Origin of the sequence: Pseudomonas sp. AL10 (genome assembly GCF_029960685.1) — a bacterium.
GTDB lineage: Bacteria > Pseudomonadota > Gammaproteobacteria > Pseudomonadales > Pseudomonadaceae > Aquipseudomonas > Aquipseudomonas lactis.
In genome coordinates this window covers 190,300-217,294 of the sequence record NZ_JASBQZ010000003.1, presented here as the reverse complement: position 1 = coordinate 217,294, position 26,995 = coordinate 190,300, and the positions used below count along the sequence as shown (strand labels likewise).

At 53.2% G+C, this 26,995-nt stretch carries 20 protein-coding genes and 1 pseudogene; 5 read left to right on the top strand and 16 right to left on the bottom strand.

From position 1 onward, the window contains the following. Window positions 1-18: 18 nt before the first annotated feature. From QK296_RS05435 to QK296_RS05425, 3 genes are read right to left on the bottom strand one after another with little or no spacing between them, the layout of a single operon-like run. Window positions 19-2,022, bottom strand: a complete 2,004-nt coding sequence (locus QK296_RS05435; RefSeq protein WP_016771179.1) for a DUF3732 domain-containing protein — start codon at window positions 2,020-2,022, stop codon at window positions 19-21. Continuing rightward, entirely contained in the window at window positions 2,019-2,480 is a 462-nt protein-coding gene (locus QK296_RS05430) for a three component ABC system middle component (RefSeq protein WP_016771180.1), read from the bottom strand. Before QK296_RS05430 ends, QK296_RS05435 begins: the two co-directional genes overlap by 4 nt. Continuing rightward, entirely contained in the window at window positions 2,477-3,700 is a 1,224-nt protein-coding gene (locus QK296_RS05425; RefSeq protein ID WP_016771181.1) for a hypothetical protein, read from the bottom strand. Before QK296_RS05425 ends, QK296_RS05430 begins: the two co-directional genes overlap by 4 nt. A 533-nt stretch (window positions 3,701-4,233) precedes the next feature. Here QK296_RS05425 and QK296_RS05420 point away from each other — a divergent pair. Then, window positions 4,234-5,193 carry a hypothetical protein gene (locus QK296_RS05420; protein ID WP_157221863.1) on the top strand — a complete coding sequence of 320 codons (960 nt, stop codon included), beginning with the start codon at window positions 4,234-4,236 and terminating at the stop codon, window positions 5,191-5,193. Window positions 5,194-5,335: 142 nt separating this feature from the next. On the opposite strand, the gene QK296_RS05415 is transcribed toward QK296_RS05420, so the two are convergent. From QK296_RS05415 to QK296_RS05400, 4 genes are all read right to left on the bottom strand, one after another. Continuing rightward, on the bottom strand, window positions 5,336-5,728 hold the full coding sequence (locus QK296_RS05415) for a hypothetical protein (RefSeq protein ID WP_016771183.1): 393 nt from the start codon (window positions 5,726-5,728) through the stop codon (window positions 5,336-5,338). Between the two features lie 50 nt (window positions 5,729-5,778). Continuing rightward, window positions 5,779-6,105, bottom strand: a complete 327-nt coding sequence (locus QK296_RS05410; RefSeq protein ID WP_038861093.1) for a hypothetical protein — start codon at window positions 6,103-6,105, stop codon at window positions 5,779-5,781. A gap of 34 nt (window positions 6,106-6,139) precedes the next feature. Then, a complete protein-coding gene (locus tag QK296_RS05405) occupies window positions 6,140-6,877 on the bottom strand; it encodes a metallophosphoesterase (protein WP_282390682.1) in 738 nt (245 codons plus the stop codon). Between the two features lie 123 nt (window positions 6,878-7,000). Continuing rightward, window positions 7,001-7,411 (bottom strand): hypothetical protein, encoded by a 411-nt coding sequence (locus QK296_RS05400; protein ID WP_016771187.1) that lies wholly within the window; start codon window positions 7,409-7,411, stop codon window positions 7,001-7,003. Window positions 7,412-7,916: 505 nt separating this feature from the next. Between QK296_RS05400 and QK296_RS05395 the strand changes: the two genes are divergently transcribed. Then, on the top strand, window positions 7,917-8,396 hold the full coding sequence (locus tag QK296_RS05395) for a helix-turn-helix domain-containing protein (protein WP_282390681.1): 480 nt from the start codon (window positions 7,917-7,919) through the stop codon (window positions 8,394-8,396). A 52-nt stretch (window positions 8,397-8,448) separates the two neighbouring features. Then, window positions 8,449-9,051, top strand: coding sequence for a hypothetical protein (locus QK296_RS05390; RefSeq protein WP_016771189.1), 603 nt, complete (start codon window positions 8,449-8,451; stop codon window positions 9,049-9,051). Between the two features lie 247 nt (window positions 9,052-9,298). Here the strand turns inward: QK296_RS05390 and QK296_RS05385 are convergent, their stop codons facing one another. From QK296_RS05385 to QK296_RS05355, 7 genes are all read right to left on the bottom strand, one after another. Further along, window positions 9,299-10,678, bottom strand: coding sequence for a DUF6035 family protein (locus QK296_RS05385; RefSeq protein ID WP_259197995.1), 1,380 nt, complete (start codon window positions 10,676-10,678; stop codon window positions 9,299-9,301). 145 nt (window positions 10,679-10,823) lie between these two features. Beyond that, on the bottom strand, window positions 10,824-11,432 hold the full coding sequence (gmtX, locus tag QK296_RS05380) for a gamma-mobile-trio protein GmtX (RefSeq protein ID WP_122554438.1): 609 nt from the start codon (window positions 11,430-11,432) through the stop codon (window positions 10,824-10,826). 60 nt (window positions 11,433-11,492) lie between these two features. Then, window positions 11,493-15,320, bottom strand: a complete 3,828-nt coding sequence (locus QK296_RS05375) for a VPA1269 family protein (RefSeq protein WP_259197999.1) — start codon at window positions 15,318-15,320, stop codon at window positions 11,493-11,495. Between the two features lie 442 nt (window positions 15,321-15,762). Further along, the gene (gene gmtY, locus QK296_RS05370; RefSeq protein ID WP_259198001.1) at window positions 15,763-17,118 is read right to left on the bottom strand and encodes a gamma-mobile-trio recombinase GmtY; all 1,356 of its coding nucleotides are present in this window, start codon (window positions 17,116-17,118) and stop codon (window positions 15,763-15,765) included. 404 nt (window positions 17,119-17,522) lie between these two features. Continuing rightward, the gene (locus QK296_RS05365) at window positions 17,523-18,224 is read right to left on the bottom strand and encodes a hypothetical protein (RefSeq protein ID WP_282390680.1); all 702 of its coding nucleotides are present in this window, start codon (window positions 18,222-18,224) and stop codon (window positions 17,523-17,525) included. A 113-nt stretch (window positions 18,225-18,337) separates the two neighbouring features. Then, window positions 18,338-21,667 carry a UvrD-helicase domain-containing protein gene (locus QK296_RS05360; protein ID WP_259198005.1) on the bottom strand — a complete coding sequence of 1,110 codons (3,330 nt, stop codon included), beginning with the start codon at window positions 21,665-21,667 and terminating at the stop codon, window positions 18,338-18,340. A gap of 1 nt (window position 21,668) precedes the next feature. Continuing rightward, on the bottom strand, window positions 21,669-22,901 hold the full coding sequence (locus QK296_RS05355; RefSeq protein WP_259198007.1) for a hypothetical protein: 1,233 nt from the start codon (window positions 22,899-22,901) through the stop codon (window positions 21,669-21,671). Window positions 22,902-23,042: 141 nt separating this feature from the next. Between QK296_RS05355 and QK296_RS05350 the strand changes: the two genes are divergently transcribed. Then, window positions 23,043-24,032 carry a TauD/TfdA family dioxygenase gene (locus QK296_RS05350; RefSeq protein ID WP_282390679.1) on the top strand — a complete coding sequence of 330 codons (990 nt, stop codon included), beginning with the start codon at window positions 23,043-23,045 and terminating at the stop codon, window positions 24,030-24,032. A gap of 211 nt (window positions 24,033-24,243) precedes the next feature. Here QK296_RS05350 and QK296_RS05345 read toward each other — a convergent pair whose 3' ends face one another. Beyond that, window positions 24,244-25,674 carry a hypothetical protein gene (locus QK296_RS05345; protein ID WP_016771195.1) on the bottom strand — a complete coding sequence of 477 codons (1,431 nt, stop codon included), beginning with the start codon at window positions 25,672-25,674 and terminating at the stop codon, window positions 24,244-24,246. A 191-nt stretch (window positions 25,675-25,865) separates the two neighbouring features. On the opposite strand from QK296_RS05345, the pseudogene QK296_RS05340 reads away from it, so the two are divergent. After that, a pseudogene (locus QK296_RS05340) lies at window positions 25,866-26,396 on the top strand (mechanosensitive ion channel family protein); the annotation flags it as partial. A 16-nt stretch (window positions 26,397-26,412) separates the two neighbouring features. Here the strand turns inward: QK296_RS05340 and QK296_RS05335 are convergent. Next, window positions 26,413-26,979 carry a TetR/AcrR family transcriptional regulator gene (locus tag QK296_RS05335; protein ID WP_282390678.1) on the bottom strand — a complete coding sequence of 189 codons (567 nt, stop codon included), beginning with the start codon at window positions 26,977-26,979 and terminating at the stop codon, window positions 26,413-26,415. Between the last annotated feature and the right edge of the window lie 16 nt (window positions 26,980-26,995).

The following is a 26,995-nucleotide window of genomic DNA, read 5'->3' as shown; positions in this document are numbered from 1 at the left end:
TTGGCCAGAGACCTCGGATTATTCTGCGATCAGCCCCTGCTTCCTCCACCGTCTGCGGACGAAGGTTTCGAACACATAATCGCCCTGCAGCGGCAAATTATCGGCATGGTCGCACACGATAATCTGCGGCATTACCCCAGTGTTTTTAAAGGTGATATCGCAGAATCTTGCGAGGTTGCTGAACATCTTCGAAACTGCGCTCACGTCCTCGTCGACCGTTCTGGTGGTCTTCCGGTCACCGCGCAACTCATCTGCAACGAATGAGTCAGCATCATCGGTCGAAGGGAAGTAAACCTGCGTCGGTTGGTCGAGAAATAGGATCGGTGGCACCTTGCATGTTGGATGTGCGGCGAACTGGTAATGCAGAGCCATGAAAAGGGTCAGGTGGGAATACAGCCAGTTGGCACCACTCCCCATAGACCGCAGAAACACCTTTTTGACCCGCCCACCTTCGATAGGTTTTTCATGCCAGAGGTCGAAGGTCTCTACGTCAAATTTCAAAGAGCCGGATTTATACGAGTCCTCGAAATCAAAGTTTTTACCCAGAGCCCTCATGGTTTTGTTGATGTCGTTCTGCAGGGCCCAGAGTTTAGACTCAACGTCATACTGGGCCATCAGCTCATCAAATCTTTCGACCTCGTTCTGCCAAAATTCCACCATTCCTTCTACTTCTGAGGGAGGATTGGCGATACGCCGCTCGATTGCCAACTCAAGCTTGAGCTTTGCCTTCTGGGCTGCAGCATCGACAGACTTGGATTTCTCCAATCGATCCGCTTCATCATCAAGAGGTTTCAGAGCGGCTTCAATCGCTGCCAGCTCTTTACGATATTGTTTGAGGTCATTATCAATCTTGCGGCGCTCTTCACCGAAGCCTTCTCGCGCGTAACTCGATACCTTGAGCTCCCCATTCAACCAGTGAATGGCTGCCGACAATTTGTTGGCTTCGTCCTCAGCGACATCAGATTGGGATGCGCAAACAGGGCACGCTGCATGTTCCAGATTAGTCGCCGAAGGAATGGGCAGTGCGGTTAGAGATTCGGCGAAGCCTGATGCTTGTTCAGTCGAAACCTTCAGCAGGTAGCGGGTATTGAGCGCCTTCTGGATCGTGGACATCAGCCCGGCTTTTTGGTCACGTAATTCATCCCGTCTCGCCTCAAAAGCGTTGGACAGACCATCGACCCTGACCGAAATACCGGTGATGCGCTCAAGGGCCGGCTTGGGCTTCGCCCAGATTTGCCCAGGAGTAAGCTCTGTCAGTGGCTGACCAGCCAGTGCCTCATACTCCTTCAGCAAGGTTTTGAATTCGTCGAGATACTCCTCCTTGATTTTTTCCTGCTTGGGTATCTGCGCTATGGCGCGCTTGAGCTCATACAGAGCCTCGGTACGCAGCTTCGCCAGATCGAAGTAGTCTTCCCCAACGATGTTCATGAAGATTTTGAACTGATCTATGGCTTGATCACGTTTACGCTTTTCTTCGAACCGGTAGAAGATCGCATGCCGATTCGCTACCAGATTTTGATGCTGCAACATGAACGATGCGAAGCTGCGCACTGAGGGCGTAGCGCTCCACTTTCCGGTCATTTCTTTGTGCAGAGGATCGGTGTCGATGTTTTGCAACGTGACGCCGAAATAGCGCCCAAGGCTCTTGAGAAAGGCATCCTTGTGTTGGAAGAAATTCTGAGTGAAGAAGGTGTCGACGTCCTCGATGAGCTCAAGCGCGTCGTCCACGGCTGGCCCGGAAAGCTCACGCAGGAAGCAGCTATTGCCTGCTGCCATTCGTCCCGTCACGACTGAGACACCTGGAAAGCGTAGGACTGTGAAAAAATACTTTGCACGATCCGTGATGATGCCTTCAGGAATCGTGTCCTCGGAGCTGCCAAGGCAATAATCAAATATGTCGAGGATCGCACTCTTACCCTTCGACGATCTGCCCGTCACGATGTTGAGACCAGGCTTGAAGGGAACGTGATGGACACCGTGTTCTTTGTCCACCACCCCGATGTACTCTACATAACACTTCATAGCGATTTAAGTCCCAACATCCTGTAAATGGAAACGACGTTCTCACCGGACAGCACCATGGCCAGCTTCTGGCTGTACCGCACCAGCGACTTGTCAGCATTGATTGATTGCGGTTTCTGAAGTGATTGAACCGACAACTCGGCAGTGACTTCCAGGCTTTTCTCAGCGGCGAGGATGAGCAATGCGGCGTTCGTAATCGGCTTGAACTCCTCTACTCGCATCGCGAGCCCGACGAGCCTGGAAGGATCTGCGGCCATGGTTCGGACATTGCTATCCCTGCGAGCCCACTTCAGAAACCCATGCATCGGCTTGTAGGTGACCAGCGGAAGAATGAGATAACTGAGCAGAATATCCTTCTCGATCGGCTCCCAGTGCTCGTAGAAGCTCTGGATGACTGGAGCCAGTGCAAAGGGGGTTCGGTGCAGGGTGTACAGGTGGTCAGAGACTTGAGTGGTCATTTCCAAAGCCTCCAATGGAACTCATCATCTTCATCCTCTGGCTCCTCGCTGGCGAGGATGTGATAGATGCCATTGCGAAACTCGGGCATCGTGTTTTCCAAGCCACAGAAAGGCTCAACAGCCAGAGCGTTACGCTCCAGATAGAACATCATCGAGCGGGTACCCAGCGCGGCTGGACACGTCACTCCCGCACAGCCGAGCATCGCAAGCGCACGTCCGTATCGATGCTGTGTGAGATGATTGCCGAGGTAGAGATCCACCATCGACTTGAAGAGCACGCCATCAGTGTAAAGATCCGAGATCGTGGTCTGCGCAACGACCCGATGCAAGGCGGCTTCCTTCAGATGGGTCTCACCACCGATCTCCACAATCTTCTGAGCAAACAGCATGGGGCGAATTTCTTCGGCGTTGATGGTTTTCTTCAGCGCCTTTACGTCCACTGCCGGGAATGTTCGCGGATGCTTCATGTATCGATGGGTGAGTTCTGACAATTTGTCAGTAAAGGCTTTGTGGGTTATTACCCACCTGCCGATCACAAGCTGCGGACTGCTTATGAAACCCAGCAGCTCTTCGATGAATTGCTTGCACTTGGAAGGCCGAATGGGCTTGAGATGCCGGGTCTCGTAGTTCTGGAGACGTTGCTCCAACGAGTCGGCACCAGTCGTGATGTGCATACGCTCCAGCACTTCCATCAGTGCGTCCCGGCGCTCGGGCGCCATCACATATTGCTGAAGCGATTTGGACTTCGAGGCCTTTGCAGCACTCGCTTCGGCGTCAGGCTCGTCTTTTGAATTCGTGTTGGCATCGGCTTGGGACGGCGCAACGATGCTCTCCATGATGGCGAACCGCTCTGCGGGAGTGGCGGTGTTCCAGCCCTTTAGGAGTGTCAGCGCTCCGAATTTCTGAGTCGTCAGCAACACCAAGGTTTTGAAAGAGGTGCGCTCAAAATTTTCATGGAGCCAGTTTTTTATAGTGTTCCAGAAATTGGCATGACTGTCAGTGAGGCTATCGGTGTAGAGCTTTACCTCAGCCTGAGTTTTCCCGGGAACAGTGACATCCCCCATGGCTTCCAGCCACATACATTCACCTGGTGCCAGGTCGTAGCAGTACTCCACTGCCACCAGCAATTGATACTGGAGCGCCTTGAAGAGCAATGTCGCATCGAACGGCAAGGGCGCGGCGCCGGGCAGCGTCGCATTCTCTGGTTGCGTCGTATCCATAGACATTCCAATGTTTGGCCATGCTTCCCTGACCAGCGACTCACCTAGCACATCGAGCACACGCTTCAATTCTGAATACGCGTCAGCAAATCAATGCCAAGCCTCAGCCGAAGGCATCGGTGAAGGGAACACTACCGTTATTCAAATACTGTATATAAATACAGCTCAAACTCAATGTTTGAGTATATGCTACCAACATTTTCATCTGGTGATTTCGAAAAGCCATCACGATTTCCATCGCACCTCAGAAACATCGGGTTTGCTTCATAGAGGGCTGCAGGCATGGTTGATAATGATCGCCTAGACGATCGTGCTTCCAGGACTGGGGCGACGATGCCGCCAAGCTGATTAGGACGTCATTGAGCATGACGTGCAATGTCACCGCATCTTTGAACGGGTGTCACGGTGCAGGGAGCACTCTAGGAATTCAGGCATAAGCTCACGGTCACCAAGGTATTTGCCTGGCTGCAGCGATTGACATAAATTTCGCCCGCATAGAGCTCCGCTCATCATTGATGTCCGGAGGAGCCCTCTTGGGCGAACCCCATCAAATGCCCGAAAACCAATCGAAGGAATTCGCCATCAATACCCAGGCATTTAGCGTCCAAGCTGACAGCTACGGCTTCACCAGTTGTAGCTACGCCGACATCGTAACCCTGGTGGATGAGGCGGTAATCATCCTTCAGGAACGCGGTATACGCTTCACTCCTGGGAGTGTGCTTCACAAGCTTTTTGCAGACGCCCGTAAGCTCGACAAGCAATGGACGCAGAGCAAAACATCACCCAATTTGGTAACGGGTATCAACGCCGCTTACGCAGAGAAGATTGCTCGGATCATCTCCACGCTCAATGATGAGCCGGGTATTGATGAAGCCCTTCAGCGAATCTCTGGAGCAGACGTGAACCTGTCGAACCGATCCAAATCCCAAGGCAAGGACGCATTATGGGAGCTCTCGCTTCTGACCGCCCTCAAGCGCAGGATGCCGGCCCAGTTGATCGACCCTCCCGACATTGTTGTCGACTTCGGATTTGGTAACTACTCAATCGCCTGCAAGAAAATCTATGAGCGCAAAAGCCTTGTCTCTAGGTTACGGGACGGTGCCAAGCAAATCCGCGAATCAGAGAACCCTGGCTTCATCGCCCTGAACATCGACGACCTCCTCCCGGGTGAACAGATTCTGACGTCGCAGACCCCGGCATCAGCCCTTCAAATGCTTTCCAAAGAGATTCGGGAGTTTGTCGAAGACGAGTCGGGTGCATTTGGACGGATCAAAAATAAGACCTACCTCGACGGCGTTTTGATTTCAGCATCGACCATTTCTGACATCAAGGAAACGAGCACCCGTCTCAACCTCACAACCACTTTCGACTTTTACCCGTTCCAAACTGATGGACTGGGCATGGAACGCTTTATTGCGCTGAGAAAAAGACTATCCCCTCGCACAACCATGGGAAAAGGGCCCTTGGCTGTAAACATCACCTGGCCAAAGTAAATCTTCTGGCAAAGGCAATAGTGCGGAGATTGGTTTGACTACCATAAGATGCGGGCTGTGTGATTCAAGAAGCATCAGCGTCCCCGCCAATCTCCAGGTTCAGGCATCCTGGCCATAAGCTAGGCCGACTGCCACCTCAGCTTCAAAAAACGCGAAGCACTGCCGACAAAGGCATCGTTTTTCGACGACCATGGCTGAGCAGCACGTAAAGTTTGTTCTGCGTCTGAAAAAACATGCCGTCGCTGAAATCAATCAACGGTGACGAGCGCAGCCAGAGGGCGCTGCTGGTTTTGGTACAGCTATCGAAGACCACATTGAGCATCAGCAGCATCACCGGCTTCTTGCCCTCCATAGCCAACTCCTGGACGACCAAATCAGGCGCATCGAGATCAAGCCAAACCCACTCATCGACGATGCAAAAGCTCCTATCCGGGAATCTCGTCTCTGTCATCCGGATCGCTTCCTCAAGATCCATTTCCACCCCTGGCATGACCGCGCTTGGGCCAACGATCTCCTCGATGTCTATGTATGACATGGTAACTCCTGCCCATCCATTGCTTCGCCAAATGGCCTTGTTTCGAAGGCTTACGAGCGCGCGGAAGCTTCTCGGGTCATCGACATCACCACTGTCTGCTGCCCCCCGTCGACCTCCTCAATCATGAACATAAGAAAGCTCACGATGACATATCGATCACCCGCTGTGGTGACAGCGATCGAATAGCCGTGCTGCTCTTCCATCGCCGCCAAATCCTCGGTGACGACCGTATCCCCGTTTTCGGCGCGCTGGTGGATGTCAAAAAACATCGCCGCTTTGAAGCCCAGTCCGACCGGACGAGCATCGAGCAAATAACCGCTGATCTGTCCCTGGAAAGTGACCCTCGTGGCCTTCAGCAACGATTCTGGAAAATACACTGCAAACATCCTCTTCTCGCACGCTTCAAGCCATTCAAAGCGTGATCACACACTGGTTGTTGAAATCGACGTCTTCCCCTGGATAACCCCTTGGATTGGACAGAAATCTGATTCCATTGATCGTTTCATCGACAGCCACGTGAGTGTGTCCAAAGATCCAGAAATCGACCTTCATATCCAGGAATTCCTCCCAGTTGTTGCCGTAAGCGGCCCGCAAATGCGGATGCGTTCCATAGTCCGGAACAAAATGCATCAAAGGCGGGAAGTGAGTCACCACGATCGTTTTTCCCTGAAAGGGTTGTTCCAGCTCGCGATGAAGCCACTCACGAGACTCTTGCGCGACTTTGCGAGTCTGTTGGGGTACCAGGGTTCGATATTGCGGCTCGACCCGAATGACTTTGTAGTCATTCATGAGCGCCCGTGCGTCCAGCATCGCCAATGGCGCATTCCCGGTACCTTCAAAATCAGACCACCCGGTGCATCCCACGAATCGAACGCCATCGAGGACAAGCGTGCGCTGCTCCAAAAAGTGAACGTGGGCAGCTTGGGGGTTGCTGAGCTGATCGAGCGTCTTGTACCAGCTCGATTTGTAAAACTCGTGGTTGCCAGCTACGAGCACGGTCTCCTTCGAAAAATGTTCGCAGGCCCAATTGGAGCTCCGACCTTTGATGTTGATGTCACCAGCGAGAATGGCAACGTCATACAGAGATGGGTCGGGCAGCTCGACGGGCTGGAACTCGACATGGAGATCCGACATTACGAGAAGTCGCATGAGCCACCCCTCGCCATCATGGCGTGTCTCAAAATCTCCTGGCCTGCCATCAGGTTTGCTCGTAAGACTGCAATGCGCATGAGCCTCGTTAAAAAGGAACCAGACATCTAGCCTCCCCGATTTTCAGTAGAGATTAACAATTGCCATGACGGTCTCCAGGCTGGCTTTTTTTCTCTGACCAGGGCCTGTCAAAATATATAGAGTGTTACGCGTTTCAAACACGTAGCCGTCGGTGAGCGATCTTTGGAAGGTTGACCGAACCCAGTCGCCGACCTGCCGCTTGTTCGCACTGTGGGCCAAGACATTGGATGCATACAGCACACAAGGTTGTAACCCGTCGGCAGCAAGAGATTCGCGGTACTCATCAGTCACCTCAATCTCAATCAGCATCCACTCTCTTACGATGCAGTACGGCTTCCATGAGCGATGACTGATGGCTTCAGCATCAGCCTGGCCGGCATCACCCTCGAAGCCCACCAACTGCTCTCCATCGTTGCTGAACAGCTCCACGATGTCTCGTAACCCGTCACTCATGTAACACCCTGTTCTGCAGCTTTAAATGATCCTAGGCATTGGATTTTTTCGTCATTAGCACCCGGGCTGGTAGATGGCTAGCTGCCCAACACACCTGGCCAACCATCACCCACAGCACATCATCACAAGGGCCTGGCGCACCATCTGGAGATCACGCACAGCAGGCATTCGAACCTCTGAGTCCCACCTCTGCAATCTCAATGGCCCTCGATTAAACGCTGAATTGAAAAGCATCTCTCTAGCCCAAGCTCCCATTTCTTACCTCTCAACCGGCCACATACATCGAGCGATTGTTCGGTTTAGGTGTAAATTGATTCAGGCGGGGCATATGCACCACCGTCTCTATGCTTCAGTCCTCACAGGCCCGTACGCAATACAAGCCAGCGTCTGAAACGCTCAATGCCACTATGAATCAGCCGAGACCTATAAGTCCGGCGATGACAACTATATACAGTAGAACCGGACTATGCAACGTGGCCTCATCCTCCCCTTTTGAGGATCGCCCATGCCCCTGAAACGTGCGTTCGCAGCCGTTCTGCGAGTTCTTCGCAGTCGCAAAGGGCTTTCGCAGGAAGGGTTGTCCGAAGCAGGTACTCGGACGTACCTCGCACAACTCGAAAAAGGCGAATCCGGTATTACCCTCGATAAGCTTGACCTCCTGAGCAAGGCTCTCGATACGAACCCCCTGACCTTGCTTGCGCTCACGCTGGCCATCCGTCAAAACGAACCGATAGAGTCCGTCTTGGGCCGGCTCACCGCTGAGCTTTCGGAGCACCTGCAAACTGGCTTGATGGAGGAGCTCAAAGCGCAACTGCAAGATGACGCATTGGTGGTGCGTAAGCCCGGCAAGCCAGTTGACGAGAACAGGTTGAGACAGGTACATCAGCATAAGGCCGAAGGTTTGACTCAAAAGCAGATTGCCGAAAAATTGGGGCTGTCCAAGCAGACCGTTCACGACCTGTGGCATCGAAAATCCGATACATAGGGTCTTGGTAAGCAAGAGCAAGAGGATAGTTTTACAACATGGATAGCACAGCATGAACTGGAGCAGGCTTCGACTCGGTTGGTCGGCAGGCATCATCGCATCGATCGTTTACCTACTGCCGCATCTAAGAGATTTCTCAACCATCGTCGGCCCTTGGGCAGCCTATATCAGTCCCCCCAGCTCATCCGATGGACTGAATCCCAAATTGCTGGGACTGTGGCATGAGAAATTTCAATATCCACAGCCCAATGGTGTTGTCGGCTTCGAAGGTACTATTGAGTACTTTCGCAACAAGACATACCGAATCAATGGTCTGCTGAAGAGCACGACGTTTGCACCCTCCACTCCAGCAACCACAAGCTACAGATTCGAAGGCAATGGAGAATGGCTGGCCTCTGATGAGGAGCTGGAAACCAGCTTGATGGATGTGAGAGTTCGAGTCGTCGCCAAATCCTTAGGCGATATAAGCATCCCCACTGCCCCCTCACCCAATACTGAAGAATCCGAGATTGAACGAGGTCTGTTGCTGGCCAAGTCTCAGCGATATGACATCCGCAGCGCTGGGAAGGACGAAATCGTGCTGGAATCGAACGGTCTTTACGCTGATAGCTACGTCATCAAATTGAATCGAACCAAGCAGATGTATATGAGATAGCTGCATCTCATTCCAGCCCATCTGGCCTTCTGGAAACAGGCTACCAGAGAGTGCTCGATAGAGCTGCTACCACCAGGGCTCCACCTGATTTGATCCTCCGCGCGCTTATGAGCCCTCCTCGTCGTGCATCGCGAGTCCGCGCCGCTTACGAGGAGAGCCTATGCGTATAGGTTGGTTTTTGAGTCCGCAGCGAAGAAAGATCAAGGTGGTAAATTCCTACAATTTCAAATGCCGACGCGGGTAGCCATCACCACTCCCGCCCATGGGCAAGCTTTTCCTTGATCTCAGGGATCAGAAACGCAATCACATGGTTGTAACTCCGATCTTGCCGGTAGGCTTCGTCCATTCGCTCAAGGCCCTCGCGGATCAACTTCTTCCTCCGCTGCCAGGTCTGCTTGGCGTCTTGGTCAGCCAACAGTTGCTCGTTCGCGAACGCTCGCAGCGTCCATCCGAAGGCGAGTAAATAGCCCTTGTAGTGATCGAAGGCGGTGTTGGCCACGTTAAGGAGGCGAGGCAGGTTGTAGCCCACTGGATGCCCAAAACGGGCACTCAACATAATCGACACAGCCCCATGGAATTTCCCCATTCGGTAGTCCGAAGGCAGCGGAAGGTCAGGACTTGCCGTTTTCATTTGTTCCCGCAAAGTTCGCCACGCCTCATCCGACTCTTTGCTGTCCGTTGCTGCATGCTGCATCCAGAAATCGAGAAAGGCCTGCCGGGCTCGGTCGCTGCTCACGCTACTCAATAGCTCGGCCCTTAGCGTGTCGTAGTCCTTGAAAAAAACCTTTTGCTCTTGGGCGTTCACGATCAGTTGATCAAGAAACACCTCCTCCATTACCCATTCGTCAATGATCGTCTTGCCCCTGAGATGGGGTATGGCGTACCAGCAGTCTAGGGCCATGCGCCTCGCCACCCGAGATCGAGCAAGCGTCGCTTCATTTACGATGAAGACGTTGTTGTTATTCAGGAAGAAAATGTCCTCTTCAGAGGTGCGGGTCGAACTCGGGTCGAAGCTATGGAATATCCAGACCATAGCCCCGTTGTTCGCTCGGTAGAACTCACGTCGACCCGCGATTTCTGTCAGGTACGTGGTCGAAAGCTGCACCTCAAATGCCAGGCGTTGGCCATTGAGCTCAGCTTGGACATCGGGCTTTCGCCATTGCGCGCGATCGGCGAGGCGCACGCCCTTCCACACCTTCTCCACCAACGGCTCGGAGCACTGCTCATCGACTATAAGGCTGTCTCGAATAATGCCTTTGAGCCTCAGGTGTGCTGCGCTCTCCTTCGCAGCGTTGTACTTGATGCAGTTGATCTGCTCGGCACTCAATTGCCCACGCGTTGAAATTGAGCATTTTTGCTCTGCCTCCGCACGTGGGTGATGACGGAAATGGAAGCGCCGTTCCATGGTGCGCACGAGTATCACCGGGGCCATGCACAACGCGCACACAAGCCAAGGATTGCCGGGATCACGAGCATAACGACTCGCCAACTCCCCCCTGTCTTTCATGACCAAACCCAGATCGCGGGTCAAGAAGCTCTGCAGTTCGACATCCAATCCCGTTTCTTGATCGAGGATCTCCGTCAGGAGCATGGTGGCAGTGGGTTGAGCGACCTCATACGTGAACATACAGTTTCCTTTGGCTGGAACTCGCAGCCCCAACCTTTAACCTAAAGCCGTAGGTGATTCCACCCAACACCGTGCGTTTGCCTACCCCTGCCCCAGGTCTCTATCTCGCCTAGCCTGAAGGGGTCGTTGCCACGTTGCATTTCAGTCAGAGGTATTTCAGGGCCTTCTCCAATGCCGGGAGAGTACCTGGATGAAACACCGTGTCCCCCTTGGCGTTCAGCACATCCCCCCTCTTCCCCCGCTCAAACCTCCACTGCAGCAGGAAGCTCTCCGACAATAAGAATGTTAGGGCGTCGCGCTCGAACTCGTTCAGCTTAAAGCTTGGAACGACCTCAGATGACTGCCCACGACGATCGTCGACTCTAAACTCAATACCCGGAGGTATCAGCTCCTTGAGCTCACTCCTTGCTTCAGCCAGTTCAGCGAGCGTCCGGTCAACAAGAATTCGAAGCTTCGGATCCTTGATGCCGTCAACCCAGTCAGTGGAGGACGATGATTTTTTTGCCCGCTTACGAGTACCAGGGGCGTCCTTGAAGCACTTGATCAGAGCTTTGAAATTGTCGCCAGTTTTATTCCGAATCGTCTGTGCACGGGGCCCTCCTCGGGTAGCCCCCACCCGGCCAATATGCTCCGAAGTAAAATTCGTCCCCCCGGCGTCCACAATCTCTTTGCAGATGGCATAAACCACCTCCAATGAGCTTTTTTGGCGTGGCGATTTTGCGCAAAGCAAGGCCAGCATTTCTTCAGGCGTCATTCTATTGAACCTCCAGATTTGAAAAACAGTAAGCGGTCGGTGATCCGACCTGTCTAGGGGTCAATGACAGGGCTCTACTTCAATCAATTGGGGCTGCCGAGCATAGCCAGTGGGAATACCATCGAGGCCGGGCAATGACTCGCTGGACATGAGGGTGGTGATCTCCTTCACACTGATGATGTGCTCTCCTTGCAAGTCCTCCAGCCGCAACTGCCCGCTGATCAACTCGTCGACCTTCTTTCTGCTTTTCAACCTACTGAACAGGAATGACGAGACCTGGTTGCCGAGACGAAGCTGCTCACGCTCATCGAGCTGGAGCATCACTGGACGAATGCCATTGTTGAGGGCGAGTCGATCCAGCAACTGCGCCCTACGAGGAGTCGCCATCACCGCTGAAGCTGATTGATAAAGCGTGGCGTTCTGGCAAACCTCGTTCAGCTGATGGAAAAGCGACGTCTCCTCATACACGATTTCAAGTTCGTGCCGGTCGCTCACCAGCAGTTGCATACCATCAGTCTTGGGGGACTCTGCCTGGCTATTGGTATTAAGCAAGACCTTGCATTCCGAGATCAGCTTAGTCAGTGCCTGCAAATCACCGATGTACATGTCCATTTTCGTGACGACACCTTCCTGGTCTGCTTCAAGCTTGCGGATCGCGACGTTGATCCGCTTCAGCTCCCGATCATTGAAAGGCTTACCTACTTGAGCGCAGTCGAACTTCTCGTTCCGGAGATCTTGAAGGCGCGACCGATAGTCAGAAAGCTTTTGATCAATGTCGGCATAGCTTTGCCAGTTGAGGTTTACAGTTAGAGAAATTTCATTCCACAAAGCAGCCAGTCCACCCAAGAACACAGGGCCAGTAACGAAGTGCCGGCACCGTGGGCAATTTTGCAGTCCCAGATGCCCGGCCTGGACAGGCAACCACTGCTTGCCTGTCGATTCACCACCATCGCCACAACGAGCGCCGGCATAAGGACACATGCCGTAGTCCCTTACCAACTGAGTACCGCTGTTACCGGCAAGTAGAGCTTCAAGTGCTTCCTTGGTGCTGCCAACCATCTGATGCTGGAGCTCATCCAACCGCTTCTGTTCCACCATGATCTGCATATCGGTTGCATCGTCTTGCAACGCCCGCTTCTCTCCTTCCGTCATAGCCTGACGGACTGACGCAGATCCGACTTTCACGTAATAAATCGTCATCACGATCGAAGCATGGCCAACGATCTTCATGATGATCTCTACGGGCATGCCGAACTTCATTACATAGGCGGTGATCAAACTGACTCGCATCGAGTGAGTCGTAAACTCCGAGGAGTACCGAGTCAGAGTCGACTTAGCGACGCGATCCGACCTTTCATAGGTGTCATCGAATGACGCCAGGACAAGGTCATCAGGCTGGATATTATAGAGCGTTGCAGCCAATCGGCTGGCAACACCACCCGCATAAACTGGGGGCTTATCTTCACCAAACGCCCTAAATAGAAAACACGCATCCGGTTTCTTCTTAAGTTTGATTTTGCTGAAGTTACAACGACTGGCGCAATCTACCCAACGTGTCCGCTTAAGAACAGGATTGTACTTCTTCTGCCACTCACGCAGTACCGTTAACCAGTACACAAGCGGCTGAGGAATCCAAGGTACGTCATAGCCTCCCCCATCGTAGCTGGTCTTGTTGGACGTGAAATGCATCCCCCAATTCCCTTTTTCATCATGAGAAACAAAGGCCTGCTGAAGCTCTTTTTCAGCCATCGGGCTGGTATTTAGCACCCATTGAGGCTCACCATTACTAATATCAACGATAAATTCATCAGCTTCTCCCGAATCGTTGTACATTACTTGACGCGCCCGGGCCGGAACGGACAACAGGGTGTACACCGCAATCCAATACATGGGAATCCAGAGATAATACTGATCTCCGCTTTTGCGGTAGACGCAGTTAGGATCATCAAAATCAATCATCGACTCGTCGACAGCTAAGTAATCTGAATCGAAACCATGGATATTGACAAGATCACGGAGTGTTTTGGCATGCGGCTGCACGATCCAATCTTTGGCTGCTTTGACGAACTGGTACGCTAGAGGTGGCTTTGTGGACTCAGATGGCCTATGGAACTCACCATTGTACTTAATTGCTGCCAATGGATTTGCGGCATCTGCAGTTCTATAGATTTTCCCACTCTCATCTTCATCAAAGAAATGACGTTTCAAGGCATCATTTAGGTACTCTTGGATTTCGTACCAAGTGCGCCTACAACTCGCAGGCTTTCCCTGAGAAGCGATAAATTTCTCAAATTGTACGGTATCGACACGCTTTAGCTGGAGGAAATCCTGTACGGTAGCGCCATACCCATTAGGCTCAATGTAATAACGAATGAATTTACATACGGAATACTCCCGGGTACCTACAGCCGGCAACCGTTCAAGCCAATAGGCCACGTCAGCAATCCAACCTGCGCTTTGCTTAGAGACGAACGTGAGCAAGTTAGGTAGATCTCTGCTCAGAAAATCATAGACACTCACCCACTCTTTGTAATGAAGCTCAGGCCTGTTAACCATTCTAGAATCACCGAGCTTTCTCGCTAACTTCCTATAGTCTTTCAACGTTTTACAATCATGGCTCTGCGCAATTGATTGAAGCTCCTGATATGAATAAGGCGTAATGAATCCACAGGCATCGTACCAATCCACCCACTCATCTGAGAAAAGCACTTCCGGATTCTCAGGCAACACTGGGAATCTACTTCTGGCCTCAAGATAAGCGTCTTGGGTCTTCACTCCCAAGAGTTTGATAGCGAGCTTGAGATCGGCCAGCGTTTCATAAATCTCTGGCAGCAAAAAAGCAGGCCAGCCAGGAAAGTCAGGATATTTCTTGATCGGATCGGCGGGAAGGCGAGTGTCCACTTTATAGCCAACCCTATAGGCTGAGTACCCATCAAAACGATGCGGCAACACCACAGCCTTTGCTTCTTGCCAGGTCTTGCACGCGAAGCGCGCACGACCAACCATCGCCTTTCCCCAGCCCGGCCAGTCCTCTAGATAAACTCGCTCCGGCCAAACTGGCAGGCGAGCGTCTTCGACACGCCGCTCCATGTACTCACTCTGGGTTTTAATACCCAAGTACGAAACAGCCGCCGAGAACTCTTCCCAAGTTGCATAAACATTACTTTCCTCTGCTAACTTAACCCCATTCAACTTATCTGCCATCTGAAGAAAGTGCGGCCAACCTCTCCACTCATTGCGATAACGCTTTAGAGGACTAGCAATCAGCTTAGGATCCTTCTTTCGGTTCCTACGGTAAGCGTCAGGACTGATAATTCCCAAGCGCTTTGCTGCATCCGATGCTTCTTGATAAGTTTCGTAGGGTGCATCTCCAATACCCAGAAACACTTCATAGCCTGGAAACTCTTTATAGTGGTTTTCAGGGGTGTAGGGTAATCGCGGATCGATCTTGGTAGCCTTAATATAACTCGCCCGACTTTTTACACTCAAGGAGCGTGCAGCCTCTTGAGCCTGTTCTAAGGTCGCATAGAACTCAGGTCTGCCCGTAAAATGGTTCCAACTCAAAAACTCGGTACCGTAATGAACATCTGGATCCCAAGGCAACATGGGATGATCTTTGCGAAACCGATTATATTCAGACTTAAGTAAAATTTTATTATCAATGATCAACTCTCTTGCTTCTTCGTAGCTATAGAACACCTGTGAAACTCTGCGAGGGCGTTGGGGATAGCTCTTACTTGATGCCTGCTCGACGTTGGCATCTCCAACAATCTCACCGTCGGGCATAATAGTATCAACAGCAACAATGGCGCCGCCCCGTTTATATCGTACTTTTACTGATTTCCCGTTTTCGCCAAGAACCCTGGGAGATGCAACCCTTTTAGCCATGAAGTAGTACCTAAGGTGTGGTTTTCCTAAAAAAGTACTAAGTCGCCGAGAAGATGTCACTCGAAACAGGCAAAAGTTGGCCGGCCAGATCCCATTAAAAACTGATCAATAGTTGATCAACTTCCGACTCAATTCAAAATTGAGCTGGCGAGATTTGAATCTGATGGTAATAACACTGAATTTCGTCCGCAGATTTTCATGTAGCAGCGCTCAATTCTGAATTGAAGGCCGAGAATGGAGGTTTTGGAGGCTGTTTTTAAATTGAAGATAATTGATGGTTTTGTGACAGCCATCACATTTTTGACATGCATCCCTGAGGCGATCCAGCTGCACCCAGCACCGCCGGAAGGTGGGCTGAGAGCTGATGGATTACTGGGGTGTCTCGCGGAAAGGTCAGTTTCTGCTCGGCTCGAATGTGCCAAGCGGCGCCTGGAGTCAGCGCTTATGCGCCATTGCGCTCGGCTTCTTCGAAGGCTTTGCGAACATCGTCGGCGTCAGGCTGCGTATAGACTTTGTATGAATTCGGATTTTTATGGTGCATGGCTTTTTGGATGATATTCGGCTTAACACCCTTCTCGATCATGCGATATCCGTAAGCATGGCGGTGACCGTGCTCGGTTGTACCCAGTTTTTTCCTGTGGACAAGCCCGATTCTATTCACCGCGTCACAGTGTTGCCGATTGAAGTTCTTCAGCGTTTCGGGACGACCATGAGTGTTAGTGAACGCATATGGGTGATCATCGTCAGGTTCTGGGTCTACCCGCTGATGCTGCAAGTACATGATGAAGTTATACAAGAAGTCCTTCGATGCTTCAGGAGGGCAGAAATGTACTTCTACATAATCCTCAGTAAGCATCGGCGACTTCCAGCCAGCATGGAGCGCGTTTGACGTTGGATACTTATGCCTAGGCTGCATGCTATACCGTCGATTCAGATAATCTTGGCGATTCGTATAGCCTTCTTCAGGTGCTCTGCCCAAAGACGGATGACTGATCCGAACCACCGCCTCATTCAGCTTGCGGTCGATAATGATATCTTGCAGATACGTGTGAAAAATCTCACTCTTCCTAAGGCCACCGTAGTGCATCAGTATCGTCATCGCCCTACCTTTGTAGTCAATAAAGGCATGCTCTGTAGCGTTGGGATCGCTACACGACCTCGTCCAACCGTTGGTAAGCAGATTATGGAACTCACGCTCAGGAAACCGCTTGGTAATTTTCTGTGACATGGGTATATCAGGCCCTCGCACAGTGCGCACCAATTTCAATTTTCTGGCTGCCTCGTCGGGATTGCGAAGGTGAGCCAGGAAAACATTAGCTTCCTTGTGATAGTAGGCACACCAGTTCATACGCTCCTCAAGTGAGGTAGCAGTACGAAATGGATTGAGTCGGGGCTGACCAAACTCGGGCTGTTCGGCGAGCCAGTCTGTGTAGGCGGTAACATGGCCTATCATTGTACGTGCATCAGTTGCGGAACGCGTTAACCAATAAAGCCCACTAGGATCTCGCTGCGTATCGATATCAATAGTCCCGTATTCGACAGCGACCGCAAAAGACTTGAGCAATTCAGTAGCTTTTTCGAACACGCCTTCATTAGCTTGAATGTACTTAACCAGCATTCGAATCGCGTAAATGTTCCTCGTTCGCCATTCTTCACTTTTCCTATAGTAATCCGGATCAGCCAAGAATCGTAAATGAGATATTAAAATACCATCTTGAGTGAGCAACGCAGGGAGCTGACGCTCCTTGCCGGTACTGTCATTCCTATATAGTGTTTTGATTTTCCTTACAAACGCCATGCTTTTTCCGTCGCAGGATATAAAACTTTCACGAGCACATCGCTACCATCGATTTTTTAGAAATAGCAAAAATACATGAGCGCCGCCACCCAAGAATGCAAAATTTGGCCGGCCATATTAGAGACAATAAGCCCCTTAATACTGCCTAAATTTAAAATTGGGATGTGAGGGTGTTCGTTTTAGCGCGAAAATTCAAAATCATGGTGGTCAAATTTGAAATGCGAGAGGGCTAGGGGGCTTTTCGTGCGCAGAATTCACGTAGCGAACGCTAATTCAGAATTGGAGATTTCTGCGATTTCTGTGAACTGCATCACATTATGTGGAGGGGCGTGACGTTTTTGCGCTCACGCCCGACGCCATGTCGGCCTGTCAAATCGAGGCTAATGCAGCATCGAGCGCTATGGCTAAGCTGGCTGCCAGAAGCGGCAACTGAAGTTATTCAGCGTCCCACTATAGGGATCTGGTTTAGCATCAAGGGCTTCAGGGATGTCGTGTCCAGTTCCACCCTGGCGGAAGAAATCCCTAACAGCGCACAATGCCTGTCCCTTCAAGTATTCCCATTGGCGGTACAGTTCATCTTGGTGATCACGTGCTGCCTTGGCTTTGCTGGGCTTACGTTTAGAAAGGGGCTGTGAGTAATCCGGTAGCGGTGAATAGGCGTAGATAAACGTGATCTGTCCCCTCGCCCAATCTGATGCTGGGGAAGACCGCCAACTATAATCAATGCTGACGGTTAACCGATTACTGAGATGAAAGGGCGATCTCATTTGGTCATCAATTCGAAACAGCTGCCCTTCTTCCTGTTCTGTTTCAACGCGATCTTTCATTGCAGCTACAGCATGGGCCAGGTCTCGACCGGCGTGTAACAGATCGGCCTTGGTTTGCTCGCGTTTTGCAAAAGCCTTGGCTTTGTTGTGTGCGGCCATAGCACGCTCGAACGCCTCTAGTTCGGAACCCACATGCTCCCCGCACTCCCTGAGGCCAAACTCATAGAGTGGAGAAATGCGCTCTTCCATCACACATCTGTCAATTGCCGAGTCAAGAGCCCGCATGTCCACAGCGCTGATCGCTCTCTGCTGATCTTGCGGCAAGTTTATGTAGGTCATAGCTAGTACTTTCCTTATCTACTATCTTGCCCCTTTCCCCGGCCAACCTGAACAAGGCAACGCTTGGGTCAACGCCAATGAAGGGGATGGATCAAATCCCGCAATCGATACGGTCAGTGTCTCTGAGCACAAATCGTCGAATAGGCGCATCGATTGCAGTGCTTGCCTCGGCTCGCTTTACGCTCACCAGCACGCAATGCCGCGATCGCCTTAAACACACTGGTACTGCTCGCTCTTGCAGACGGAACTGCGTCTTCAGAAAGGCCCGTGACGAGCGAATGAATAGACATTCGGTTGCAGCGTCTGCCTCCCAGGTTCTCCAGGATGGGTCGAACATTTCGCGCTACGGTACTCAGGCCTACCCCCGTGCGCAGCCAGATCACATCACCACTCGCATCACGAAGCATCCAGGGCATGGTTATGGCCTGGCCATTCACGCTGGCAGTCGTTTCGGGAACGTAAGACGCGCTGCCCGGCTGCCATGCAGCACCTCGATTGAAGGCGATCCAGGCATGCTCAATCAGCATTTTGTCCTCCTCCAATGTCGGCAACGGCTTCTCGCCCCACGCTTGCAGGAAGGCATCATCGGTCTTCATTCCATCGCGGTAGACGTACTCAAGCCCTGCCAGCACTGCTCGACGAGCCCGAATTGAGACATCCAACTCCTGCTCGATCGGAAGGCCCAATTCGTGGGCATAGTGATATTGCAGGGAGCAGGTCATGAATCCATCAAGGACGGCGTAGGTCATCGCCACGGGTGGTGTCATGGATACGCGCGAGACAGGCGCCGCTACTGGAACAGAGGCTCGCGCGACACTGGCAGGGATGGCTGAAGGATCACACAAGGGGTCGGGAATCGTCGCTGCGTCAGTGCCGCCGTAGACCTTCAACCGATCTTTCGCCCTGGACAGGCCAACGTACAACAGATTGTTCCGCTCGATTGCCTCACCTTGGAGCCGCAGGGCTTGCGTGCTGTGCAACGCTTCAGGGGGCAGCAGCAACGCCTGGCGCTCATCAAAACGTGGCGGTGCCTCTGCGCCAAACTTGCTCTTTTCCACGTTGGCCATGTGCACGACGTCGAACTCAAGCCCTTTGCTGCCATGGACGGTCATGAGCCTCACAGCGTCGATCGCAGCCGCCTCGGGTGGAAGCGCGCGCTCCGCCGAGCGTTGCCCGATGTAGCGCCGAAAATCTTCTCTGACCAAAAACTTCGATAACGTCGCCTGGCTACCTACGCCATCGCTGTTGCGAACCCCGTAGAGGAATTGCCACAACGCCAGGCGATTGATCTGCGCCGCAGCAGACTGGTCAGCCAGCGACTCCAACCCAAAGCCTTTTTCAAACAGGAGGTCACAGACAAACACCCAAGGGCGAGAGCTTCGCGTTGCACCTTCCAACAAATCACTCAATTCCTGGACAACCTGCTGCCCTTGCGCCGAGAGGCCTGCAGTGGGACGGCTCAGCCAACGACCACGCTGGTGGTTGAAACCGATCTTAGACTGGTTCGTCAGCGCCTCGATGTCTGCCGCCGGCATCCTCAAGTTTGCACGCCCGAACAAGCCGAGGAGCGCTCCAGGCGAACGCTGCGTCAGCAGTTGCATCAGGCACATGAATTCTTTGACTTCAGCCCTCTGATTCAACTCACCCAGGTGCAACACAGGAATGCCAGCCGCCTCGATGTCTTGAGCAAGCTTGTCTACTTGGGCATTCGTTGAGCTGATGATGCCCTGACTGCCGTACGAGTGCCCCGCCGCTCGACACTGAGTAATCTCGCCGACGATGACACTGCTCTGAGCATCCCTTTGGGTGTGGAATAAAGCTGGCATGACCCCGCTCACGGAGCGAGAAGGTGATACAGGATCCAGAGGCACGAATGGCTGCAACACATGGTAGGTTCCAGCCCGCTCAACCAGACGAAGAATCTCTGGAGAGCTGCGCCGGTTGATGTCCAAGCTGTACCGCCTGATAGAGGCGGCCTGTCCTCTAGCAACGTACGCCTCGTCAAACTTGAGCAAACTTTGGATCGACGCACCACGCCAGTGATGAATAGCCTGACGAATATCACCGACCACCCACAGGTAACGTTGCGGCGATCCGATCTTTTTGACGAACTCGATCATCACATGATTGACGTCCTGGTACTCATCTACCAAGACGTGATCGTACTGTTCTAGGAAGGCAGCCAGGGACGCACGATCATCACGAGCCTGTACAGTGGGTCGAACCAGAAGGTCTGCATAGTCCACCCACCCTTCCCGCCGTAGTACGGCTTCGTAGGCCCTGTAGAGGGTCACTATGTCGTTCCGCTCTCGCTCGACATCGGGCTGAACCGCCGGCAATGCTCGAACGATCGCAGCGTATTCGTCCGGGGTGACCAATTCTTCTTTGAGACGATGGATGATCCTCAACACATCAGGCAACCAGTCATACGGGTTGCTCAACCTGAAGAAATATTCGAGCTGCAGGGTGGGCAATTCTTCGACCATCATTCTGACTTGCTGCAGCGCGTCAGCAATCTTGATCTGAGGTGTCAGACCGAAGAGAAGGTGGTGCTTTCGCAGGAGCTCAAGCCCAAACGAATGGAAGGTGCCAGCCCATACCTGTGAAGCATTCGGAACATTGGCTGCGGTCAGTCGCTCGACAAGCTCCTGGGCGGCACGGTTGGTAAAGGTCATCACCAAAATTCTATTGGCGGGAACCCCAATGGCGATCAAATGGGCCACTCGGTGTACCAACGTCGTGGTCTTACCGGTTCCTGGGCCCGCAACCACATTGACGAACTTCTCCGGAGCCTCAGCCGCAAGACGCTGGGCATCGCTTGGGGGATGTGCAGGCGCCGGAGGAACTGGAGGGACATCTGGGAGCAGCAGCGCATCAGCCAGTTGCTGCCTTACGACTTCTAGCGGCAGCAGAAAATGCGACGCTATCAATCGAGAACGCCATCTAGCTGACCACAATGCCCTGGCCGTCGTCCTAGGTAGCAACAGTTCTCGCGCAAAAACGTTTGCTTGGAGCTCGTTGCGCTCCCATGCACCATACCCTTCCACCACCGCACTTCCGGGACTAGTGCTGCTGGGGGTGCTAGCAGCGGTGGTTGTATCAGCTTCATCGTCGGGGTCTGCGATGAAAGACACGGTAGAGGTACCTGGAGCAGGTTGGGGTGAGTCGAGATACCAATGGCCCAGTTCGTGAGCCAACAGATAAGCCTTCGCCTCCTGTCGAACGTCATCACGAATCAGGATCGTGCGCATCGACCGCTGCAGGAGCGCATCTGCCCCGCCCAATGCATAGTCATCGGGTGACACCCACTCGATCGCAATGCCTAACGTCGCTTCAGCAACGTCAATCAGTTGCTGGCTGGTCGGATACTGTTCACCGCACGCAGCGATGAGTTTCGCCCGTGCATTGATAGCCTGAATTCGTGCACGGTCGAAAGGATTCATATCAGTCCCCTAAGCCCAACAGTTGCGCCTCTTCGTCATGAGGTAAGTGGAGCGCTTTCACCGCCTCCTCCCAAGAAACAGGCTCTGTTAGCACTCTTGGTTGGCCGTTGGGCGCCTTAAAGGAAGGTGCCGCTAGCTGACGGAAATTCAGACTCACCGCTTCATTCATCGCTTCTGGCGAAACCTGGAAGTACTCGGCGACATCTCTCATCAAGACTCCCGGTGCACGAACTATCCCAACCAGCACCTCGTTGACCAATCTTCGCTTGCCGGGAAGGCCCAGGTGATTGGCCAGCTCATTGGCTTTAGGGCCTACAAAGCCTGCAATCGCGGCTTGAGCACGTACCACTTCAGCTGGATCAGCGATTACTCGGGCAGCGGTAGTAGCGACTGCTTGGGCAGTGGTAGAGACTGCCTGGGCTTGTGGGCAATGAGAAAGCTCCTCAGCCAATAGCCCACCGACGATTTGAGAAGCAGACCGTCCGTATTCTTTCGCGGTCAACTTGAGCTCCAGACTGAGCTTGCGATCAAGTCGGGCCATCCATTGTTCGGACTGGCCATCATAGCTCGCCACCTTCTGCTCATAGCCGTCGAGCACCTTTCTCCCGCTATGCTCTTCGATCGCATCCTCAAAACGCTCGTGGCCACGCTCGACCATCTCTCGAACGAGCACAGAGAATTTCTTACCCTGCTCCTCCGCAACGGCCTTAAGCACTTCATGCATCGCTACCGGCACATACACGCCTACCGTCTGCAATGTGCCCTTGGTGCTAGACACGGATGCAGATCGCGGCGCCTGCGATGCACGAGGCAAAGCGGGTTCGTAATGACTGCGCATAGACACCTCCTGTGGCGACGCTTGGGTTTGTAGACCTTCGGGAATCACGGGCCCGGGTTCGTCCTGCCCTGGCTCACCCTGCTGCTGTTGCTTCTGGCGCTGTTTCGGTTGTTTCGGCTGTTTCGGTGCATCGTGAAGCGATGATGTTGTTGAGCGATCCATGGTCGGCGGAACCACCATGTTGGCAGTCAGGTCGGCCATGACCTGCTTGGCCAGAAGATCTGGGGTCGCCGCCTGCACCTCCAGGATCTGTCCCTCCGGCATCGCAACCGTACACCGACAAACGCCCCCTACCACCTGAAAATCCGCCGTCGCAGACACCCATCCCAGGTAATCCGACCACGCCCTAAGCGGAGCGCTGAGGGCTGGAGACGGCAAATTGACATTACGTTTCATGGTAGACTCTGGGCATCTGGACGGAAGCAGTGGCGCGCTAAAAGGCGCCTGTATATCATCTTTATATCACTTTCGATGGTAGGGACACAATTGATCGACGCTCATTTTTCCAAGGCTATCCGAGGTTCAGTGAGCCAATGGATGCACTATAACTCGCTCGAATCCTGCCTCGCAGCGCTCGACAACCCAGTGGATCTTGGCGCCTACCTGCTACCCCAGGTCATCGCTGCTCTCACCGCTGTGGGCGTCGATCTGTACGACGTCCAGCGCAGTGCTTGGACGAATCCGTTGATTCATCTGCGCGCTGTTTTTGACATTCACGATCTGCCAGATACGCCAACTGCGTTCATCCCCGTGCCTGACGTTGCCAGCACCGTCGCTGCCAGGGCCAGTGCAGTGGTCTGCCTCGCCGCGCTCAATTCGGACACCATTTCATATGGCTCCGAGAATGACGGCCACCTGTTCGTGAACTTGGTGGTGCTTCCGGGCGACGGTGACTTCGCTGACAAATCAAAGAGCAATATGCGCGGCCACACCGACGGCGTGTCGTTCCCGGTTCGCGGACAGCCGCATGAGTTTGACCAGCGCGTAGCACCCTCCCCTGACTTCGTTTGCCTGAGCGGTCTTCGTAATCCCAACAGCACTGCCACCACGGTCATGCCCCTCTCTGCAGTCCTGCAGAAGCTGACGGACGAGGAGATCGAAGAGCTCACGAAGCCTCAGTACATCCTCCGCCCCCAAAAAACTTTCAAGGTTGGGCTGCGCAAGCTCTTGGGCAAGGACAGTCCTCTGCTGGAGGTAATGGTGGACATCCAGCTGCTGTTCGAAACCCAGGATGGACACTGGATTCGCTACAGCCACAGTGCGGCAGATACCGATTTTGACTCTGAGCTTGCGAGCCAAGCGATCAAGAGTTTCGAGCAGGCCTGTCAGGAATGCTCCGCGTCGGTGGTCATCGCACCTGGCGATATCCTGCTCGTGAACAATCGCGTTGGACTGCATGGGCGCGGCGTAGTGGGTGGCGAGGCAGGTGGCGACTCACGGTGGCTGCTGCGTACCTACGGCCTGGATACCCGGGAGTTGCGGGCTGAACAGCGCTATCCCGACAGTACCTTCAAGCTCTACCCGTGATTTGGGCGGGATGCTGTATGTGGCATCCCGCACTACTTCCTAGCGCTGTACGAAATGTGTTCGAGCGAAGGCCAGACAAGGCGAAAACAGGCGACGAAGCGGAGTTTACTGGAGTAAATGAGCATCCGAGCGCGTGTTCAACGCAGCATGGGCGAGCTCGGATGCATTTCGTACAGAGCCTAGCGCTGGACGGTTTTTTCACTTAGCAAGATCAGTTCATGCCGACCGACTGACCATACGAGTTTCGTTCGTCGTTGTACGCGGTACAAAGCACGTGGATCACGCTTTGAGTATCTTCTTCAGTCCAATCTGGAGTCGGCTGCCATTTGGAGTCGTAGAGACCCATCAAGGCATCCTCTTGCCCCCAAAACGTGGAGAATATAACCGCACCGCTCGGGAATGGGATGAACTCATCCACAAGTAGCCCATGTTTGGACATATGACCATCGAATGTCGGAGCACCTTCAAAGTCGGGCACTTTGGAGATTGGTGTACCTATTTTGGCGAAGCATGCATTCCAAAGCACACCAGAAATGTCTGACTCATAATCATGGTCGAAGTACTGAGGGGCGACGCTATCGTTGCCCTTGGGAATTCGCAATCGATCACAAAGCATAAAAGCGAATGTTGGGCCCTGGGCAAACTGAGAATCTTTGAAGGCAGACCTTGCCTTCTTCATCAGCGTATTAATAACTAGCAAAAAAGAACGCGGATCGTATGAGCCATCATCAAACGGCGGTTTAAATGGAGCGATCTCCCTTTCTGCCATCGCGATTCTATTACCCTTCCGAAGCTGGTCTTCGATTTCGATATTCTGATTCATCGCGTCTTCATGCATCTGATCTGATCGAAGCGAAGCCTCCACCAGATCCAAAGATTTCAACTCAACATAGAACTCCTTTCCATTCGGCAGAGCGCAAACGAAGTCAGGCTTCGAATCTTTTTTCGCCACGATCCGCTTAGTCTTGAAGTGCTTGCTGAGCTTCGAATATACAAGTGCTTCGCCGTAGAACTCAAACATCTGCCTGAACCCTTGGCTATCGGACACATCCTTCACACGACCAAATGACAACTTCAGCTCATGAACAAGAGCCTTTAACTCATCATCCGCATATGATTCTTCTTCCAGCCTTTTCAAATGATCCCACGATATAGAGCTCAAACTGTGATCTGCCGAAAGCCTATGGAGCTGGTGGTGCCAGTAGAGATACTTATCATTTACAGGAAATACGCTCTCATGGGTGCGTTTGTAAGTTTCTTTCAGCTCAGCCGCTTGTTCAGGTTTGAGAGTTGTTTGGGAGGCAATATTTAGAAGATTTTGTAGCGAATTTAGGTCTGGCTTGAGGGATGGCAAATGCTGTTCTATCACTCGCGTTATAGCGTCGAGTCTTTCGTAAGCAAACTCAACCAAGTGGGTAGTGCGCTCTTCTCGCGGGAGAGTGCGCTGGTACATCAGAGCGTTGTGGAGAGCCAGGGACAGAGCTGATGCGCCTTCAGGTTGAGGGTGCTGGGCTTGCTGGGATTGTGAGGGCTGGTGAGCTTCTGGAGGGGTTGGGCTGAGCTTTGTGGAGGCAGGCGTTAGCTCTCGGGGGTTCAGGTTCTGCTCTGGCAGCTGGGCCGGAGGAGTGCTAGATGATTCCATTCGGGGTAGCTCCTTGTAGGGGTTTCTGGACTTAGTACTTAGTACATAGTTTGTGGAGATTGGGTCAAGGCACCGGGAGACATCCTCTGTCGAAAACCTGGGTTAATGAGTGGACTGGTGGTTTTTTGGGCGTTTCGGGGGTAAGGGACTGCGGGGAAGGTCTAGATAGTATGAAAAATTACCGGTTGTAATGGCGTGGCATGCAGGCCTCCGGTGGGCGCCGTATCAAGCGCAGCCTGTACATCGACGCCAGCGGCGTACGCTTCCTGAACGATGAGGAAGAAGTGCGCATGACCCAGGTACACCTGCTCAGCGGCTACATCAGCCGCAAACAGGCCGAACTCAAGGCCTGGAACGAGGCCCAGGGCCACAGCGCGCAACTGTCGGCCAACCGTCGGCGCATGACCAACCTCGGCACCTTCCGCGCCTACGCCTTGGCGTACCTGCAAAGCCACCCCGACATCCAGCCGAACATGACCTGCATGGTGCGCCAGATGCAAACCACGGCCCAGGGCGTGCCGCTGGAGATCTACTGCTTTACCCGCACCACCGCGTGGGGCGATTACGAGCGGATCCAGGGGGATATCTTCGATTACCTGTTGGCGGTGTTGCCGGAGTTCGGGCTAAGCCTGTATCAGCAGCCAAGCGGTAATGACCTGCGCGCCGGCGTGCTGCCTGCGTTGGCCGGAGCCACGCAGGTGTCCGTCGCCGAAACGGCATGAGGTGATGCGAACGGGATTACGGCAGTGACGCCGTAATCTCCTTGCGGCACACCTCAAGCACTTCATCGGCCAGGGCGGAATCGTCCGGGCACGCCCGCGACAGCATGATCGCGCCGATGGCATGGGCCATGCTGTCGAGCATTTTCGCGCGTAGGCCTTCTTGTGGCGCGTCGTGGGTCGCGTTGTACTTTGCCTCCAAGGCTTGCAGGGTGTTTTCCAAGCCGTTGGCAAAGGTCGCCTTCAGCGTGTCCGATTGACGGGCAGCATCGGCACACAACGCCGCCAATGTGCATCCACCGCCGCGATGATCGCGGTGCTGCCTGGACAGGTAAACCTCGAAAAACTGCTCCACCTCCATCTCCGCGCTATCAGCCAGTGACTGCGCCAGGCTGTTGGCGGCCGCTTCCGCCATCAGGTCCGCCTTGGAACCGAAGTGCTTGTAAAAGCCGCCTTGGGTAAAACCGGCCGCAGCCATCAACTCGGCCACGCCCACGCCATCGAAACCCCGCTCGCGGAACAGTTCGGAAGCTGTCGCGACGATATGGGCCCGATTGCTTTGTGACTGCGCCTTAGTGATCTTCATGTGTGTGTGGTCCTGC

Coding starts and splice junctions, on each gene's coding strand:
- QK296_RS05360 (WP_259198005.1), bottom strand. CDS start 21,667: ATGAATCCTTTCGACCGTGCACGAATTCAGGCTATCAATGCACGGGCG.
- QK296_RS05375 (WP_259197999.1), bottom strand. CDS start 15,320: ATGGCTAAAAGGGTTGCATCTCCCAGGGTTCTTGGCGAAAACGGGAAA.
- QK296_RS05405 (WP_282390682.1), bottom strand. CDS start 6,877: ATGCGACTTCTCGTAATGTCGGATCTCCATGTCGAGTTCCAGCCCGTC.
- QK296_RS05345 (WP_016771195.1), bottom strand. CDS start 25,674: ATGGAATCATCTAGCACTCCTCCGGCCCAGCTGCCAGAGCAGAACCTG.
- QK296_RS05390 (WP_016771189.1), top strand. CDS start 8,449: ATGAACTGGAGCAGGCTTCGACTCGGTTGGTCGGCAGGCATCATCGCA.
- QK296_RS05355 (WP_259198007.1), bottom strand. CDS start 22,901: ATGAAACGTAATGTCAATTTGCCGTCTCCAGCCCTCAGCGCTCCGCTT.
- QK296_RS05365 (WP_282390680.1), bottom strand. CDS start 18,224: ATGACCTACATAAACTTGCCGCAAGATCAGCAGAGAGCGATCAGCGCT.
- QK296_RS05400 (WP_016771187.1), bottom strand. CDS start 7,411: ATGAGTGACGGGTTACGAGACATCGTGGAGCTGTTCAGCAACGATGGA.
- QK296_RS05435 (WP_016771179.1), bottom strand. CDS start 2,022: ATGAAGTGTTATGTAGAGTACATCGGGGTGGTGGACAAAGAACACGGT.
- QK296_RS05415 (WP_016771183.1), bottom strand. CDS start 5,728: ATGTCATACATAGACATCGAGGAGATCGTTGGCCCAAGCGCGGTCATG.
- QK296_RS05425 (WP_016771181.1), bottom strand. CDS start 3,700: ATGGATACGACGCAACCAGAGAATGCGACGCTGCCCGGCGCCGCGCCC.
- QK296_RS05350 (WP_282390679.1), top strand. CDS start 23,043: ATGCACTATAACTCGCTCGAATCCTGCCTCGCAGCGCTCGACAACCCA.
- QK296_RS05385 (WP_259197995.1), bottom strand. CDS start 10,678: ATGTTCACGTATGAGGTCGCTCAACCCACTGCCACCATGCTCCTGACG.
- gmtX (WP_122554438.1), bottom strand. CDS start 11,432: ATGACGCCTGAAGAAATGCTGGCCTTGCTTTGCGCAAAATCGCCACGC.
- QK296_RS05430 (WP_016771180.1), bottom strand. CDS start 2,480: ATGACCACTCAAGTCTCTGACCACCTGTACACCCTGCACCGAACCCCC.
- QK296_RS05395 (WP_282390681.1), top strand. CDS start 7,917: ATGCCCCTGAAACGTGCGTTCGCAGCCGTTCTGCGAGTTCTTCGCAGT.
- QK296_RS05335 (WP_282390678.1), bottom strand. CDS start 26,979: ATGAAGATCACTAAGGCGCAGTCACAAAGCAATCGGGCCCATATCGTC.
- gmtY (WP_259198001.1), bottom strand. CDS start 17,118: ATGGCGTTTGTAAGGAAAATCAAAACACTATATAGGAATGACAGTACC.